This is a genomic window from Microbulbifer variabilis (genome assembly GCF_020524905.1).
In the GTDB taxonomy this organism is placed as follows: domain Bacteria; phylum Pseudomonadota; class Gammaproteobacteria; order Pseudomonadales; family Cellvibrionaceae; genus Microbulbifer; species Microbulbifer variabilis_A.
Genome location: NZ_JAIVKI010000005.1, coordinates 84,296 through 98,811, shown reverse-complemented (window position 1 = coordinate 98,811; position 14,516 = coordinate 84,296). Strand labels below are relative to the sequence as shown.

16 protein-coding genes are annotated in these 14,516 nt (G+C 48.9%); 9 read left to right on the top strand and 7 right to left on the bottom strand.

Annotated elements, in window-relative coordinates:
* Positions 1-17 precede the first annotated feature (17 nt).
* Positions 18-1,841, bottom strand: coding sequence for a DUF885 domain-containing protein (locus LC073_RS08245; RefSeq protein ID WP_226645975.1), 1,824 nt, complete (start codon positions 1,839-1,841; stop codon positions 18-20).
* A 263-nt stretch (positions 1,842-2,104) separates the two neighbouring features.
* Here LC073_RS08245 and LC073_RS08240 point away from each other — a divergent pair, with 263 nt between their 5' ends.
* From LC073_RS08240 to LC073_RS08230, 3 genes are all read left to right on the top strand, one after another.
* Positions 2,105-2,449: a 4a-hydroxytetrahydrobiopterin dehydratase gene (locus LC073_RS08240; protein ID WP_226645974.1), complete on the top strand. Its 345-nt coding sequence runs from the start codon at positions 2,105-2,107 to the stop codon at positions 2,447-2,449.
* Positions 2,450-2,649: 200 nt separating this feature from the next.
* Entirely contained in the window at positions 2,650-3,117 is a 468-nt protein-coding gene (locus tag LC073_RS08235) for an OsmC family protein (RefSeq protein WP_226645973.1), read from the top strand.
* Positions 3,118-3,166: 49 nt separating this feature from the next.
* Positions 3,167-3,562, top strand: a complete 396-nt coding sequence (locus LC073_RS08230; protein ID WP_226645972.1) for a GNAT family N-acetyltransferase — start codon at positions 3,167-3,169, stop codon at positions 3,560-3,562.
* 246 nt (positions 3,563-3,808) lie between these two features.
* On the opposite strand, the gene LC073_RS08225 is transcribed toward LC073_RS08230, so the two are convergent.
* From LC073_RS08225 to LC073_RS08210, 4 genes are all read right to left on the bottom strand, one after another.
* Positions 3,809-4,042 (bottom strand): hypothetical protein, encoded by a 234-nt coding sequence (locus tag LC073_RS08225; RefSeq protein WP_226645971.1) that lies wholly within the window; start codon positions 4,040-4,042, stop codon positions 3,809-3,811.
* A 425-nt stretch (positions 4,043-4,467) separates the two neighbouring features.
* Positions 4,468-5,085, bottom strand: coding sequence for a LysE family translocator (locus tag LC073_RS08220; RefSeq protein ID WP_226645969.1), 618 nt, complete (start codon positions 5,083-5,085; stop codon positions 4,468-4,470).
* 437 nt (positions 5,086-5,522) lie between these two features.
* Entirely contained in the window at positions 5,523-6,026 is a 504-nt protein-coding gene (locus tag LC073_RS08215) for a thermonuclease family protein (protein ID WP_226645967.1), read from the bottom strand.
* Positions 6,027-6,310: 284 nt separating this feature from the next.
* A complete protein-coding gene (locus LC073_RS08210) occupies positions 6,311-7,075 on the bottom strand; it encodes a TlyA family RNA methyltransferase (RefSeq protein WP_226645965.1) in 765 nt (254 codons plus the stop codon).
* Positions 7,076-7,201: 126 nt separating this feature from the next.
* Here LC073_RS08210 and nhaA point away from each other — a divergent pair, with 126 nt between their 5' ends.
* The 5 genes from nhaA (at position 7,202) to LC073_RS08185 (ending at position 11,865) form a co-directional block, all read left to right on the top strand.
* Positions 7,202-8,695 carry a Na+/H+ antiporter NhaA gene (gene nhaA / locus LC073_RS08205; RefSeq protein ID WP_226645964.1) on the top strand — a complete coding sequence of 498 codons (1,494 nt, stop codon included), beginning with the start codon at positions 7,202-7,204 and terminating at the stop codon, positions 8,693-8,695.
* Between the two features lie 105 nt (positions 8,696-8,800).
* Positions 8,801-10,171 carry a hypothetical protein gene (locus LC073_RS08200; protein WP_226645962.1) on the top strand — a complete coding sequence of 457 codons (1,371 nt, stop codon included), beginning with the start codon at positions 8,801-8,803 and terminating at the stop codon, positions 10,169-10,171.
* A gap of 9 nt (positions 10,172-10,180) precedes the next feature.
* Complete coding sequence (locus LC073_RS08195) at positions 10,181-10,561, top strand: MmcQ/YjbR family DNA-binding protein (protein WP_226646212.1); 381 nt, start codon at positions 10,181-10,183, stop codon at positions 10,559-10,561.
* A gap of 39 nt (positions 10,562-10,600) precedes the next feature.
* On the top strand, positions 10,601-11,455 hold the full coding sequence (trxA, locus tag LC073_RS08190) for a thioredoxin (RefSeq protein ID WP_226645960.1): 855 nt from the start codon (positions 10,601-10,603) through the stop codon (positions 11,453-11,455).
* Positions 11,456-11,535: 80 nt separating this feature from the next.
* Positions 11,536-11,865, top strand: a complete 330-nt coding sequence (locus LC073_RS08185; RefSeq protein WP_226645958.1) for a YqfO family protein — start codon at positions 11,536-11,538, stop codon at positions 11,863-11,865.
* Positions 11,866-11,908: 43 nt separating this feature from the next.
* Here the strand turns inward: LC073_RS08185 and LC073_RS08180 are convergent, their stop codons facing one another.
* Both LC073_RS08180 and LC073_RS08175 read right to left on the bottom strand, forming a co-directional pair.
* Positions 11,909-12,439 carry a hypothetical protein gene (locus tag LC073_RS08180; protein WP_226645955.1) on the bottom strand — a complete coding sequence of 177 codons (531 nt, stop codon included), beginning with the start codon at positions 12,437-12,439 and terminating at the stop codon, positions 11,909-11,911.
* A 95-nt stretch (positions 12,440-12,534) separates the two neighbouring features.
* On the bottom strand, positions 12,535-13,074 hold the full coding sequence (locus tag LC073_RS08175; protein ID WP_226645953.1) for an NUDIX hydrolase: 540 nt from the start codon (positions 13,072-13,074) through the stop codon (positions 12,535-12,537).
* A 102-nt stretch (positions 13,075-13,176) separates the two neighbouring features.
* Between LC073_RS08175 and LC073_RS08170 the strand changes: the two genes are divergently transcribed.
* Positions 13,177-14,487 (top strand): efflux RND transporter periplasmic adaptor subunit, encoded by a 1,311-nt coding sequence (locus LC073_RS08170; protein ID WP_226645951.1) that lies wholly within the window; start codon positions 13,177-13,179, stop codon positions 14,485-14,487.
* Positions 14,488-14,516: the final 29 nt, after the last annotated feature.

The following is a 14,516-nucleotide window of genomic DNA, read 5'->3' as shown; positions in this document are numbered from 1 at the left end:
GCTACATAGGTATTGGGTTAAAGATCACCCTTCTCCTCAATTTTGGCCAGCATAAGTTCACGGATAATAGGCACTGGTGCGTTCCCGAAGCTTAAAAAACTCTCATGGAATTTTTTTAAATCGAATTGATCCCCGAGTTTCTTTTTTACCTCTTTACGCAGGGCGAGGATATCGGTAAAACCAGCAAAATAGCTGGTGAGTTGAACCTGGCTGAGGGTAGCTCTGCGCCACTTACCCTCGGCTTCCGCCTGTTGTTGGAAAGCTCCATCAATCATTAATTTCATTGCTTCGGCTTCCGTCATCCCTTTAACCTGTACACCGTAATCCAAAATGGTGTTGGTGATCACACGTAAATTCCACTTGTAATACATCAGCCAGAGTTCAGGCGAAAAATCACCATAGCCAGCATCCAGCATCATGCGCTCCGCATAGACAGCCCAACCTTCAATCATGGCACTGTTTCCGAGAATAGTTTTAATAATGCTGGGAGACTGGTTGGCGTAGACCAATTGTGTGTAGTGGCCGGGGATGGCTTCGTGGATATTTAGTATTTGCAAAGTGTAATGGTTGTATTCCCGTAGCAAGCTATTCGCGAGCTCATCGCTGTATTCCTCTATGGGTAACACATTGTAATAAGTGTTAGCACTTTTATCGTAGGGTCCGGGAGCATTTATAGAGGCAACGGCAAAACCGCGTAGATAGGGCGGAGTAGTGCGCACTATCAGTGGCTTCCCCTTATCCAAGTAGAGCAGGTTGTGTTGCGTAACAAAATTTGCCAGTTGAGGTATCTGCTTTTCTATCACATCTTTAAACGTGTCCTTGCTGGCATGGTTAAGTGAGAGTTTCTCGAGTAGTTTACGGATTTTTTCCATCGCGTCGGTTGGTGCCTGGGTATCGGGAAAATGCTTAGGCCAAAGTTTCCCGGCGAGTTCTGCCATTTTATTGTGAACCTGATTTTTTTCTTCCATTGCGCGTAGGTAGAGCGCACTGGCACTCGTATCGATCTGAATGTCAAAACGGAATTTTTCCTCGTAAAGCTTTTGCCCAATACGGAAATCGCGAAATCCAGAAGATTTTTCCAGTTTGGTTTGCAAGTTTTCTAGAAAGTTGATGTAGTCTTTTATCGCTTCGCGTGAAGCTTGTAGGCGCAACCTGAATACTTCTTTTTCATCGTCAAACATCTGACTGTCTTCCACCAGCTTCTCTACCTTTTCCCCGAAAACCTCCAGGGCACCTGTGTTTTGCTGAATGGCTAGTGTTAATTGTGGCGCGGCGGGATCGCGTATTGCCTGTTTTGCGGCCTGATAGTAATCGGGCACTAGGCGCATACGAGTGTTGAAAGTGCGTAGTCGATTTTTCAGCGGTGCGTATTGAGTATTTAGGATCAGAGAAAAGGGATGGGATACGTTATAAATCGAAGGATCCCACTGATAGGATTTAAAAGAAGTGTATTCCCATTGTAGGCGTTGCAAGAAATTTTTAATGAGCGCTAAATCCGTAAGGGAATTGATACTGAGCAGGTTGCTATCCAGGGCGGCAAATTTGCGCTCATAAGTTTGAGCAAAGTCCAGTAGATAGGCGCGATAGGTCTTATCGGGCACTTGTATATGTATGGCGGCTTCATAATAACCTTCACGCACTGCCCAGGAAGGGAAGAGTTTCCAAAGGCCATTGATGAACTGCTGGCTCAGTTGCTGAAAAGTCAGCTCTGTCTCGGCGCGCATCTCACTCATCGTTTCAGTTTGCGGGGGGACTATGCGCTCTTTGTCTGTACTCTGGGGACCGCAGGCACACACAAGAATGAGTGACATTAAAGTCAACATCGTAAATAGGGTTTTCATGGCGATCCTTGCCCTGGGGGTCCGTAATCACTTATGCGGCTGTTTAAAAGCTATCACATCTGCCAGCACCCCTTGTCCAGCCTGACACTGGATGTTTCCACAGCGAAGCGAATTCCAAGCATTTAGCATACTGTTCCATATTGGCAGGAAAAAACCGTATAAAATGCGTTTTTACCGCCTGTGCTTGTGTCGTTGAGAGGGCCCGGTTAGAGTGGCCCTCACGCGAAATAACCGATAATAAACAAGGTTTTGAGGACTTATTCATGACTGAACTAGCCCAACAACAGTGTGAAGCCTGCCGCGCGGATGCCCCTCTCGTCAGCGACGATGAGCTCCCTGGGCTGTTGCGCCAAATCCCTGATTGGACGCCAATGACTCGCGACGGCATTATGCAGCTGGAGCGAGTGTTTAAGTTCCGCAACTTCAAGCAGGCACTGGCTTTCACTAACCGCGTTGGCGCCATTGCCGAAGAAGTGGGACACCATCCGGCACTGCTCACAGAATGGGGGAAGGTAACCGTTACCTGGTGGAGCCATGAGGCTAAGGGGCTACACAAGAACGATTTCATTATGGCAGCGCGTACTGACCAACAAGTGGATGCCGAATAGGCAGCTACCCTGGGGCGCATCTAACGCCCCAATTTTCTACCAATCAGGCTGGCTCCTAAACTGATGTTGGTAAAGGGGGGTCTTTACCCCTCTACTCACAGCTAATACCTTTACCTCTATAGGCCTGAGCGGGAAGTTGTTCTGGAGCCTCTGAGTATCGATAGTTGAAATTGTGTGCCCTGGATAGAAGGAGATGGATATTGTCTGAGTACACTTCCACGGTAATCTGGCAACGCGACGACCAGATTTTCACTGATAATCAATATAGTCGCGCCCATACTTGGCAATTTGACGGCGGTTTATCTGTCCCTGCCTCTTCCTCCCCCCACATTGTCCCAATTCCTTATTCACACCCGGAAAATGTCGACCCAGAAGAAGCCTTTGTGGCGTCGCTATCCAGCTGTCATATGCTGTTCTTCCTCGCAATTGCAGCCAAACGCGGCTACGTGATTGATGAATACCGCGATGAGGCGATAGGGGTGATGGCCACGACTGAAAAGGGCAAACTGGCCATGACAAAAGTCACCCTGAGACCCTTGGTACGCTTCTCCGGCGATAAAAAACCCAACCGGGAGCAATTAGAGAAAATCCATCACCTTTCCCATAAGCAGTGCTTTATTGCTAACTCGGTAAAAACGGAAGTGGTTACCGAAATTCGGGAGGTATAGCTACTCATTGAAGTGGCTAGGTTTCATAAGCATTCATATAGACAGCAGTATGTTTACAGTTATTGAAACGGTGGTCTCAGTTGAGGATTTTCTTCGCCTCAGGCAGATTAGTGGGCTCTCCCCAAGAAGTAGGGAGGCAGCAGAGAAGGGGTTACCAAACAGTCTCTACGGTATTCACATTCAAACCCGCTCAACCACTATTGCCATGGGGCGGGTAGTTGGTGATGGAGCCCTGAACTTTGAGATTGTGGATGTCGCTGTCGACCCAGTTTATCAAGGTCAAGGGTTGGGGAGGATTGTGATGGAACACATTATGTCTTACCTGGATCGTGAGGCCCTTCCTTCTGCTTATATTACCCTCATGGCGGATGTCCCTAAGTTATATAAAAAATTTGGCTTTGAATTGAGTAGTCCAAATACAGAGGGTATGTACCTTATTAAGTAGCTTGTCTAAATGTTGCCGATAGTCGTTAGACTGGACTTCTCAGTTTCCTTGGGGATTTTGGCTAGTAGTGATCATTAAAAATTGAGAGTGTGGTTTATGCCGAAAAACACGTCCAGAGTGTTATTTTAAAAGTAAAATAATATCACTACCGACTATTTTATTTCTAGGGGTATATAAGTTTGGCAACGTGAAACCTAATTTTATTTCGCCTATATATTTTCCTTTCTTGCACCATTTTATGTAGCTTCACCTTGTCGTATTTTTATTATTGCCGTAAACATAAGTATATTTACATTGAAAGCTTATTCCCTGAATGAAATTTACATGCGGTAACATCGGACGACGCCAATCAAATTCTGGTGGCAAATATGTACCCTCATTGTTGAGTATTGCAGAAACTTTAAAATGGTTTTTCTTATCATTAGTTTTAGTTACAAAAATATGAAGCCAGGATGATTTTAAGTCTATGGTTTCACCCATTACGAAATCTTTAACGTTTATTGCTGGCAGAGTACTTGAGGTGGATTTGTTTGTCTTTAAAGAGCTAATAAATGACCAGCAGGTGATCAGGGTTCTTATTAGCATGAGTATGGAGGTGCTTACTACCAACCCCCATTCTGTAATTGTTCTAAACTATCGCCTTATAGGTGCTACTGAAAAATAAAAACTCAAACACCCTAATTTTGCCCCTACGTTACAATAGTGGGCCAGTTGAAGAAGCGCCTACGGGTATTACATGGGCGATGTTTATAGAGTGGAATTCCGTCAGTATCGAATTCATAGTTAATTATTTTGGCTCAACTTTAATATGGTTGATGTCCCAGATATATAATTCATGTTTAACAATTCGGTTGATAGGGCAAGACTCCAGCCGGCCTTGACTTCTATAGGTTTTGTGAGTGAGTTTACGCATGTTCACTAAACGCCAGTTTTAAGCCGAGCGCGGCAAAGCAGCTAGCAAAACCTTTTTGTATGTTGTTGCTCGCTTTTTTAGAACTTATTATAAACTCGCTGAAAAGGCCTGACATTAAACCGTATACTATAAATACCACGAAAGTCATTAACATAAACACGGCGCCTAGGATCAGCATATAGGTTAGAGCACCATTAGCTGTGGCCGGAATGAATTGCGGTAAAAATGCAAGAAAGAAGATTGAGAGTTTAGGATTTAAAATATTTAGAAGGAATCCTTTTAAGACAATGTCAGTAATTTTTTTGTTAGTTTTTTGTTCATTTGCAGATAGAAGGGTGGATGATTTCCACATTTGCCAGGCGAGATAGAGTAAATAGGCGGAGCCGGCATACTTTATGACCTGAAAAGCAAGTATGCTTGTATGAAAGATAGCGGCAAGGCCAAATGCGCTGGCCAGTAGCGCCGGAATAATGCCAAGGGTGCAACCCAGTGCTGCAAAAAGACTGGCTCGCTTTCCTACAAAGAGACCAGTTGCGACAGTATATAAAACGCCTGTACCTGGAATTAAAGCTACGATCAGAGAAGTGATTAAAAACTCAACAGAAACCATTCTATGTTCCCTTTTCTTGGGGGGGAATTTCTTAATGCTAAATTATCAAGTTTATATAGGTTTTGCACGGATAATTTTATAGTAACTGAGACGGTCCATGTAAGTTGGAAAGTACATGAGCTGCATGCTTATGATTGGATCCTATAGTAGGTGTTTATTAATGTAGAGGACTTCAAAGTTGATAATAAGGTTATGGTAGCAACGTTGTTACTTCAGTGGTATGGACTCTTATGTCCTATTAGGGTTTCCTTTGCTGGTCAGTCCCGCAAAAGTAACTTCAGTTTCATTATTGAAGTTTGGTGTGTTTGTTGATGGATTTGTATATAATTATTCCTCCATAAACTTTTAATCGGCTTTCGTGCCTTTTGCGATACCAAGTGTGTTGTATTGCATATTGATTTCTTAGAAGTTAATCGGTATGAAAGTTGGGTTGAGAATTAGTCATCAAGAATAAAATTGTTTTCCGGGTTGTAGTAGCAGAAATCTCGATCCATATTTTTGCGGAAACAATAGGGATCTATTGCGTTAGAATCCTCCCATAGCCCTAGATTAGAGTAGTAGGCAATATCCTGCTCAAGTTCAAACTTGTTCCCACAATAGTAGGCGTAATTCCAGGCGGCACCCCGTGCAACCATTTCCTGGTTGATGTTATAACCGTTGACGAAAAGATAGCCTGTTTCCCTGCCATATTGGTCCCTCCCTGTTGATTGGAAATCTACAGGACCATATGACAATAAGCTGATCAATGTTTGAGTGGATTCTGGCCCATAGGATTGGGTGCTAGGATAGGTTTCCGGTGCATCAATACACTGTAGGCGTATCTCTGTGTACTCACTTCCAATATAACCGTGAACCGTATCACCATCTATGATCCGATAATTGGTAAGTGGCGCGGCTTGTAATGTGGTAGAGAATGCACACAACAGAAGGAGTCTTTTCATTAGATTTATCCTGGTTGTTATTGGATGTGCGCAGGATAAGGGTCGGTTGTTACATACTTATTGAGTGTTCGTGATAGAAAAATTATTTTTTATTAAGAAAAGGATGGAAGCTTTAAATAGATAACTTTTTACTGTGTAAGATGTTTGTGTCTTTGTTTATTTTCTTTGATTATCTGGGCCCTTTTTATTTAAGGGCCCAGTGATGTGTGTAAATTTAGAGAAAGTAGGACATAGGTTATGAAAACCTGGCTTAGATGGTTTGCTCTCTTGATTTCTCTGTGTTCTCAATGATTGTTTTTCTGAACAGCCCAGAGTAAAAATTCCCGGTTACCGTCCCCACCTGTAATTGGGCTATCAATATATTCTTTTACCTCAAGGCCAAGTTCATCACATAAAGCTGTAATCCTTTCTTGCACTTGAGGATAGAGTTTTTCGTCACGCACTAACCCACCTTTACCAATACCCTCTGGTCCCACTTCAAACTGCGGTTTTACCAGGGTTAATAGTTGGCCTTTGGGTTTCAGTAGGGCTGGCAGTTGCGGGAGTATCAGTGTTTGGGAAATAAAGGATACATCCATAACGATGGCATCAAAGCCATCATCCGCATAGGGAGAAAGGTGTAATGCCTCTAAATGGCGTGCATTAACTCCTTCAAACAGGTGCATGCGTGGATCATCCATTAATTTCTGAGCAAGTTGGTCTCTCCCAACATCCACCCCCACTACGGAAGTGGCACCTCTCTGCAACAGACAGTCACTAAAGCCGCCGGTAGAGCAACCCACATCCAAGGCATGCCAACCATGAGGGTTCAAACCTGTTTGGTCGAGAATTGCGGCGAGTTTCAAGCCGGCGCGCGAAACATATTGGTCTTCGGGCAGTGCTGTGACCTCCAGATCGCAGTCTTCACTGACAGATTGACTGGCTTTACGTGCCGGCTCCATGGGACCGCCTTCGGATAGCATGACCCTGCCGGCATCAACCAGCTTCTTGGCGTGGGTGCGGGAATTGGCGAGTTTTCTCTGTACTAGCAGTTGGTCCAATCGGGTCATGTTTTGTTACTGGGTCCTGTCAATATGGTTAAGAATACAGTGGCCATGCTAACCTCTGGCTCCCATAGGTAGAAGTGTGGCCCCACATTTAGTAGGGCTAATCTTTAGGAAAGAGGATGTTTGTCGATGGCAAAAAGCGTTCTGAACAAGTTCAAGGTTCGCAAAGGAAAGGTTTTTGAGGCGCCGCTGGAAGAGGCATTTGGGCGCCTGGTGACACCTTTCGAAGAGTTCATCCATCGACAAAGCAGCAGTGGCATTTTACTGATGCTTTCTGCATTGGCGGCGTTAATTATCGCAAATTCCCCTTTGGAAGATACTTATAAGCACTTACTACATATGCCCATCAGCCTAAGTGCAGGAGATTGGGAGTTTTCTCTATCTCTGCACCATTGGATTAACGATGGACTGATGGCGATCTTTTTTTTCCTGGTAGGGCTTGAATTAAAACGCGAATTTATGGTGGGGGAGTTATCTGACCTGCGCCAGGCGGTTCTCCCGGTAATGGCGGCCATTGGCGGCATGGTGGTGCCGGCATTGATTTATAGCACTTTCAACTCTGGTGGTGAGGCTGAGCGCGGCTGGGGCATTCCCATGGCGACGGATATCGCTTTTGCTGTGGGTTGTATTGCGCTGCTGGGCAACCGGGTTCCCCGTGCGGTGGTGACTTTTTTGGTCGCGCTGGCGATTGTGGACGACTTGGGCGCCATCCTGGTAATTGCCATCTGGTATACCGAACAGGTGAATGTGGCAGCGCTTATCGCTGCAGGCTGCCTGATCGTGATTATGTGGTTGCTCAAGGCCGCAGGCGTACGCAACTCTCCGGCTTATGTATTCGTGGGGATTCTGCTGTGGTATGAGTTTTATCTGGCAGGGGTACATGCCACCATTGCGGGTGTTATTACCGCCATGGCGCTGCCGGCTAAACCTAAATACGATCCAGTGGCCTTTAGTACCTTTGTTAAAGATATCATCCGCAGCTTCGATCGCTGTTTTCGTCCCGGAGATAAAATTATTGCCAACGACGCCCTGCGCGCTCGGGTTATGGCGTTAGGTAATGGTGTAAATCTGGCGCAGTCTCCCTTGCAGCGTATGGAAACCCGCCTGCATATTCCCGTGGGCTTTCTGGTAATTCCCATCTTTGCCTTGGCCAATGCGGGAATCCCCTTCGACAGTTTCACCAGCTCCGCTGCAGTGTTTAATCCGGTGACCCTTGGGGTTATCGCGGGCCTGGTGTTCGGTAAACTCATTGGGATTGTGGGCGCCACCTGGATCGGTTGGAAATTGGGCTTGGGCAAATTGCCTAAGCTGGCCAGCTTCCAACATATTGTCGGCGTGGCACTGCTCGGCGGTATTGGCTTTACCATGTCGATCTTTATCTCCGAGCTGGCCTTTAGCGGTCAGGGTAACCTGCTGATTCAGGCCAAGGCAGGCATTTTACTGGCCTCTGTAATCGCCGGCATTGCTGGTTTCCTGGTACTGCGCGCTGCGCCGGTTTCCGAGGAGTTTGATGCCCAGACAGAAGATGAGGCGGTCGAGGAAGGGGAGGGTAGCAGGGCCCAGTCCGAGAGCACCGAGAAGCAAGATAATGCCACCCAGGAAAACCCCGGTCGCCAGAACTGAGGTTCTTAGCCGGCAGGCCCCGATATTTTGGGAAGGGGCCTGGCTTCCCTAACCTCTTAGCCCGGCAAATTATCTAATAAGAAATCAATTCCGAGAGAAACAATAATGAAACGAGTGGTAAAGGCGGCGTGCCTGATTCCTGTACTGGCCGCATCATTATTCTTTGTCGCCTGTGAGGGTAAAGAACCCCAGGAGGCAAAGTTACAGAAAGCAACAGATGTCGAGGCGGTACTGGCCGCAGATAAAAGGAACGGAGATATGTCGATGGGCTCTGTGGCCAGGGACTATGTTGCCTTGGTGCTGGAATTGGGTAATCACGATAAAAGTTATGTCGACGCTTATTATGGCCCGGCGCAGTGGCGAGAACAGGCAGAGCAGAGCCAGGCCAGCCCGGCGGATATTGCCAAACGCGGCAGTGCCCTGATCGCTCAGCTACCTGGGGAGGGAACGGCGGATGGTTCCCTTGACGGTCTGCGTCTGCACTACCTGCGAACTCAACTGGCGGCACTAGTGGCTCACGCCCGCAGCCTTGCTGGTGAAAGCGAGCGTAACTTTGTCAAAGAGGCCCGCGAGCTCTACGACACCGAGCCCCCAAGGCAGGACTACTCCAGTTTCGACCCTCTGTTGCAGGAGTTGAATGAACTGTTGCCCGGAGAGGGGCCTTTGAGTACGCGAGTACAGGCGTTTCGCCAACGGTATGAAATTCCTGCGGATAAGCTTCAGGGGGTTTTTGATGCGGCGATTGCGGAGTGTCGCCTGCGTACTAAGCACTATATCCCGCTGCCGCAGGATGAAAATTTTGCCCTGGAGTATGTCAGCGACAAACCCTGGAGCGGTTATAACTGGTACCAGGGAAGTTCGCATAGCCTGATACAGGTGAATCGCGGCTTGCCGATCACCATTGATCGCGCTATCGACCTGGGCTGCCATGAGGGCTACCCGGGCCATCACACTTATAACGCTCTGTTAGAACAGACTTTGGTAAAGGAGCACGGTTGGGTGGAATACAGCGTCTATCCGCTGTTCAGCCCCCAATCTTTGATCGCTGAAGGCAGTGCCAATTACGGTATCGAGCTGGCTTTTCCCGGAGAGGAAAAAACCCACTTCGAAATGAAGGTGCTTTATCCCCTCGCCGGATTGGATCCGCAAAGTGCACCGAAATATGATCGGGTAATGGCTCTAGTCGATAAGCTTAGTTTTGCCGGTAATGAAATTGCGCGCCAGTATATCGACGGTGAAATTGCCGCTGATCAAGTAGCGGCTCTGTTTGAAAAATACACTCTGATGAGCCCTGCTAAGGCAAAACAACGCAAAGATTTTGTCGATGCCTACGGTGCCTATGTGATTAATTACAACTGGGGCAAGAAGTTGGTAGCGGATTATGTGGAGCGGGATACCAACAGCGCAGAAGAGCGCTGGCAGCGCTTCGCTAAGCTGTTGTCTTCGCCGCGCTTACCCTCCTCGCTGGATTGGTAGGGCCCAATGATGCAAAGAGCGGAACTGAGAAGTTATCTACTCGCCCGGCCCGAAGTGATCGAGGATTTCCCTTTTGGTCCGGAGGTTGCGGTGTTCAAGATCAAGGGGCGTATGTTCGCTACTCTCAGCCGCTATCGTGAAGTAGATGCCACCAATTTGAAGTGTGATCCCGATGAGGCCCAGGCCCTACGGGATATCTTTCCCGGTGTGTTACCGGGTTACCATATGAACAAGAAGCACTGGAATACTGTATTGCTCGATGGCACAGTGCCGGATTATGAAATTGAGCGGATGGCGGATCGCTCCTATGGCCTGGTGGTAAAGGGGCTGCGCAAAGTTGAGCGGGAATCCCTTGAGCTGGCTTACGGCACGGATACACTCTACCGCTAGAACAACAGCAGAATAGCAAGACATTACTCAGGAGAGTTTGTGAACGATTTTATTGTCGATGTAACGGCAGAAAACGCCCAGCAGGTACTCATCGAAGAATCCATGAATCGCCCGGTCTTGGTGGATTTTTGGGCCGATTGGTGTGAACCGTGCAAACAGTTAATGCCGGTTTTGGAAAAGCTCGCGAATGAATACGCGGGCCAGTTTCTCCTGGCCAAAGTGAATGCCGACACTGAGCAGATGATCGCCGGCCAGCTGGGGGTGCGCAGCCTACCCACAGTCATGCTGCTTAAAGAGGGGCAGCCGGTGGATGGCTTTGCCGGGGCGCAGCCGGAGAGCCAGATCCGCGAAATGCTCGATAAATATCTGCCAAAACCCTGGGATATCAAACTGCAGCAGGCCCAAGCCCTGATCGGCGAGGGTAAAGTGGATGAAGCCCTGCCGTTGTTGCGTCAGGCGTATAGCGAGTCCTCCGAGCGGGTGGATATCGCTAAGCAGTTGGCGGCGTTATTACTCGATCAAAACCGCACACCGGAAGCGGAAACGGTGCTCGGTAAAATCCTTCTGGCGGACCAGGATGCAGAATACCAGCGCTTAATGGCTCAGTTGGAACTGAAGCAAAAGGCGGCGGATACACCGGAAATTCAGGCGCTGCAAAAAGCCTTGGAGCAAAACCCGCAAGATTATGATTCTGCCTATAAGCTGGCGGTTCAGTACAGCCAGGCCAACCGCCATCAGGAAGCTTTGGAGCTGTTGTTGGATATCCTGCGCAAGGATATGAATTTTGCCGATGGTGCGGCCAAGCAGGCATTTCTCGATATCGTGAAAAGCCTGGGTGCCGGCGACCCTATCGCCACCCAATATCAGCGCAAGCTGATGACACTGTTGTTCTAAAGCGTTTCAATCGTAATGCACTACTAAGGGGCCCTGATGGCCCCTTAGCTTTATCCATCTGTGAAAAGTGAATAACCGGAATGCATAAGCTTTGCATCTATATACCCGCAACGCATCTGGAAGTTGTGAAACAAGCCCTGTTTGACGCTGGAGCCGGCAGAATTGGAGATTACGACAGTTGTTGCTGGCAGGTTTTGGGTGTTGGCCAATTTCGTCCATTAGAGGGTAGCCAGCCATTTATTGGCGAATCCGGGCAGGTTGAACAAGTGGAGGAATATCGGGTTGAGATGGTGTGTGCCGATGAGTCTGTGGATGCGGCCCTTGAGGCCCTGTACCAGGCGCACCCCTATGAAGAACCGGCTTTCGATCTTTGGCGCCTGGATAGCCGTTGTGGCGGTAAAAACCTCTAAAAGCAGGATATGATCGATATCCTGCCATTCGCTTGAGAGGGTTTTAGAGGTTATCCAGTGCCTGTTGTCGCTGCTGGCTCTTTTCTTTTAGTGCCTGAACCTCTTTCAAAATTTGTGAGATTCGGTTTTCGCTTCCGCTATTTTCCTGCAGGAGTTGCGCTTGGGGCTCTTGCGGTTTTAGGTCGCCACCAGTCTGGCTGGCGGGCAGGGTATTGATAGGTTTTATCTGGTGAATATGCACATCGGTATCCATCCCCTCGGGGATCGAGTCAGAGAAGTGCCAGTTCCCCTCACTATCCTGCCAGCTAAATACTTCCCTGGTTGGCTTGTTTTGCTCTTCCGGCAAAAGGCCACTGGACTCCACCAGGGTTTCCAATTGCCCGGCTGACTTCTGTGTGCTGTCGCTCACCGCCTGAAAGGCGCGCTGGCCTTGCTGGCGTACTGAGTCCAGGGTCTGTTGATCTGGTAGCCAATCCTGGGGGGACATTATCGGCTTGCCGTCGGGGCCAGGAATAATCATAGGTAAGCCCACGCCCACCAAGAGCAGGACCGCAAGCATGTAGGCGTATTTCATCGAAACATCCTTTTTATATTTATTGAGCAGGGTTAGTACTTTTCCCGCCCAGCGCCCTCAATCAGCGCTGTTTATTCGCGTGGCTTGCGGAGCCACTATAGTTTCCGCGAAATAACACCTCGGTGCAGCTGGTATTGCCCCTGTTCTGTGTCGGCGAAATAGTGCTTGAGGGTCTTATGCATAATCGGGAAGGCAATTTCACCCCAGGGGATTTCCTCCTGGCGAAATAGCGATACCTCTAATGACTCCGGTCCAGGGCCGAAATTGGTATCGGTCAGTTCTCCGCGATACATCAGGTAGACTTGATTGATATGGGGAATGTCGTAAATCGAATAGAGTTCATCCACACGAATACTGGCGCGAGCTTCCTCCCAAGACTCCCGCAATGCCCCCTCTTCACTGGTTTCCCCGTTTTCCATAAAGCCGGCGGGCAGGGTCCACAGTCCCAGGCGCGGCTCAATGGCACGTTTGCACAGTAATACTCGGTCTTCCAGGTAGGGCAAAACACCGACGATCACACGCGGGTTGATGTAGTGAATAGTGCCGCAACTGCCACACAGGTGGCGTGGGCGGTCATCCCCTTTGGGGATGGAAAATGTGACGGCATTGCTACCGCATTGGCTACAGAATTTCATGGCGTCAGTATACCTATGCAAGATTCCAGCGCCAGCTCCCAGCTTTTTGACGCCTATAGTTGTTAAAGATGTTGAAGTTCATAAGGCGGTGCCTGCTTCACTATGGCGCGTATTTTATTTTTTGGGCTCTTAGTGATCGCCTTGTTGGCCTGTGGCGGCAAAGACGATGAGAAAAAGACACCACCGCCGCCTCCCGTAGAGGTGTTAGTGGTGCGTGAGCAGCCTGTCATTCCGCGCTTTGAATATGTTGGCCGGGTAGAAGCTACCGATGAGTATAAGGTGCGCCCACGTGTAGAAGGCTATATCCAAAGTCGCGATTTTAGGGAGGGGGAAACCGTCAAGGAAGGGCGCCTGTTATTTGAAATAGATCCGCGCCCCTTCGTTGCCGAGCTGGATAACCAGAGCGCGAACCTGGAACGTGCCGAGGCATCACTGCGTATCGCTGAGCGCAATTATCGCCGTGGTCGCAAACTGGTGGCGACGGGCGCAATCAGCCAAGTGCAGATGGATGAACTGCTGGGCACTTTCGAAGAGGCCAAGTCCCAAGTAGATGCAAATCGCGCCAAAGTGGAAAGTGCCCGGTTGGATCTTTCCTATACAAAAATATACGCGCCACTTACCGGTCGCATTGGCCGCACACAATATACCGAAGGCTCTCTGGTGGGGCCCAACTCGGACCCACTCACTACCATCGTCAAGATGGACCCGATCTATGTATTGTTTGAGGTTCCTGAGAATCAGCTCTACGCCGTGCAGGTGGATGCTGAGCGCCGCCGTCGGGAGGGGCTGCCACCTACGAGGTTGGATGTACGCATAGAGCTGCCGGATGGCAACTATTACCCCTATGAGGGGCGGATTGTGTTTATCGACAACCAGATAGATCCGAATACCGGTTCTGTGGCCGTGCGCGCGCTTTTCCCTAACCCAGGCAGTCTGTTGGTGCAGGGGCAGTTTGCGCGGGTTTCCATCCGTTTATATACCGGCAGCGAAGCGCTAAAGCCACTGGTGCCACAATCGGCGGTGATGGAGGACATGCAGGGGCGTTATCTCTTCGTTCTTGGTAAGAAAAATATCGCGGAAAAGCGCTATGTCACCCTGGGGCAGCGGGAGGGTGAGCTATGGGCGGTTAATCACGGTCTGGTTGTCGGTGAGTCGGTGATCGTCAACGGCCTGCAGCGGGTTGTTGCAGGTAAACCGGTGACTCCGCAAAACACCCCACGCGACCCCTATGACGTGACAGAAAAGCCGGCGGAGCCTGCACGCGGAGGCAGCTCACCGGAGAAAAAACCGAGTTCAAAACAGCCAATTAGTGGAGGGCAGGGGACGCTGTTGCCGGATGACATGGAGCTTCCTGAAGGTGTTGAAGACAGCGAACGCCATCGATACGAGGGAGAAGTCGATGATTATAAATAGCCCACCCAGGGCGGGGGGCTCTTAACGCT

Bases quoted from the DNA above. Each gene is read 5' to 3' on its own strand.
- LC073_RS08180 (WP_226645955.1), bottom strand. From the start codon at position 12,439: ATGAAATACGCCTACATGCTTGCGGTCCTGCTCTTGGTGGGCGTGGGC.
- LC073_RS08240 (WP_226645974.1), top strand. From the start codon at position 2,105: ATGACTGAACTAGCCCAACAACAGTGTGAAGCCTGCCGCGCGGATGCC.
- LC073_RS08220 (WP_226645969.1), bottom strand. From the start codon at position 5,085: ATGGTTTCTGTTGAGTTTTTAATCACTTCTCTGATCGTAGCTTTAATT.
- LC073_RS08245 (WP_226645975.1), bottom strand. From the start codon at position 1,841: ATGAAAACCCTATTTACGATGTTGACTTTAATGTCACTCATTCTTGTG.
- LC073_RS08200 (WP_226645962.1), top strand. From the start codon at position 8,801: ATGAAACGAGTGGTAAAGGCGGCGTGCCTGATTCCTGTACTGGCCGCA.
- LC073_RS08195 (WP_226646212.1), top strand. From the start codon at position 10,181: ATGCAAAGAGCGGAACTGAGAAGTTATCTACTCGCCCGGCCCGAAGTG.
- LC073_RS08215 (WP_226645967.1), bottom strand. From the start codon at position 6,026: ATGAAAAGACTCCTTCTGTTGTGTGCATTCTCTACCACATTACAAGCC.
- LC073_RS08210 (WP_226645965.1), bottom strand. From the start codon at position 7,075: ATGACCCGATTGGACCAACTGCTAGTACAGAGAAAACTCGCCAATTCC.
- nhaA (WP_226645964.1), top strand. From the start codon at position 7,202: ATGGCAAAAAGCGTTCTGAACAAGTTCAAGGTTCGCAAAGGAAAGGTT.
- LC073_RS08170 (WP_226645951.1), top strand. From the start codon at position 13,177: ATGGCGCGTATTTTATTTTTTGGGCTCTTAGTGATCGCCTTGTTGGCC.
- LC073_RS08185 (WP_226645958.1), top strand. From the start codon at position 11,536: ATGCATAAGCTTTGCATCTATATACCCGCAACGCATCTGGAAGTTGTG.
- LC073_RS08175 (WP_226645953.1), bottom strand. From the start codon at position 13,074: ATGAAATTCTGTAGCCAATGCGGTAGCAATGCCGTCACATTTTCCATC.
- LC073_RS08225 (WP_226645971.1), bottom strand. From the start codon at position 4,042: ATGGGTGAAACCATAGACTTAAAATCATCCTGGCTTCATATTTTTGTA.
- LC073_RS08230 (WP_226645972.1), top strand. From the start codon at position 3,167: ATGTTTACAGTTATTGAAACGGTGGTCTCAGTTGAGGATTTTCTTCGC.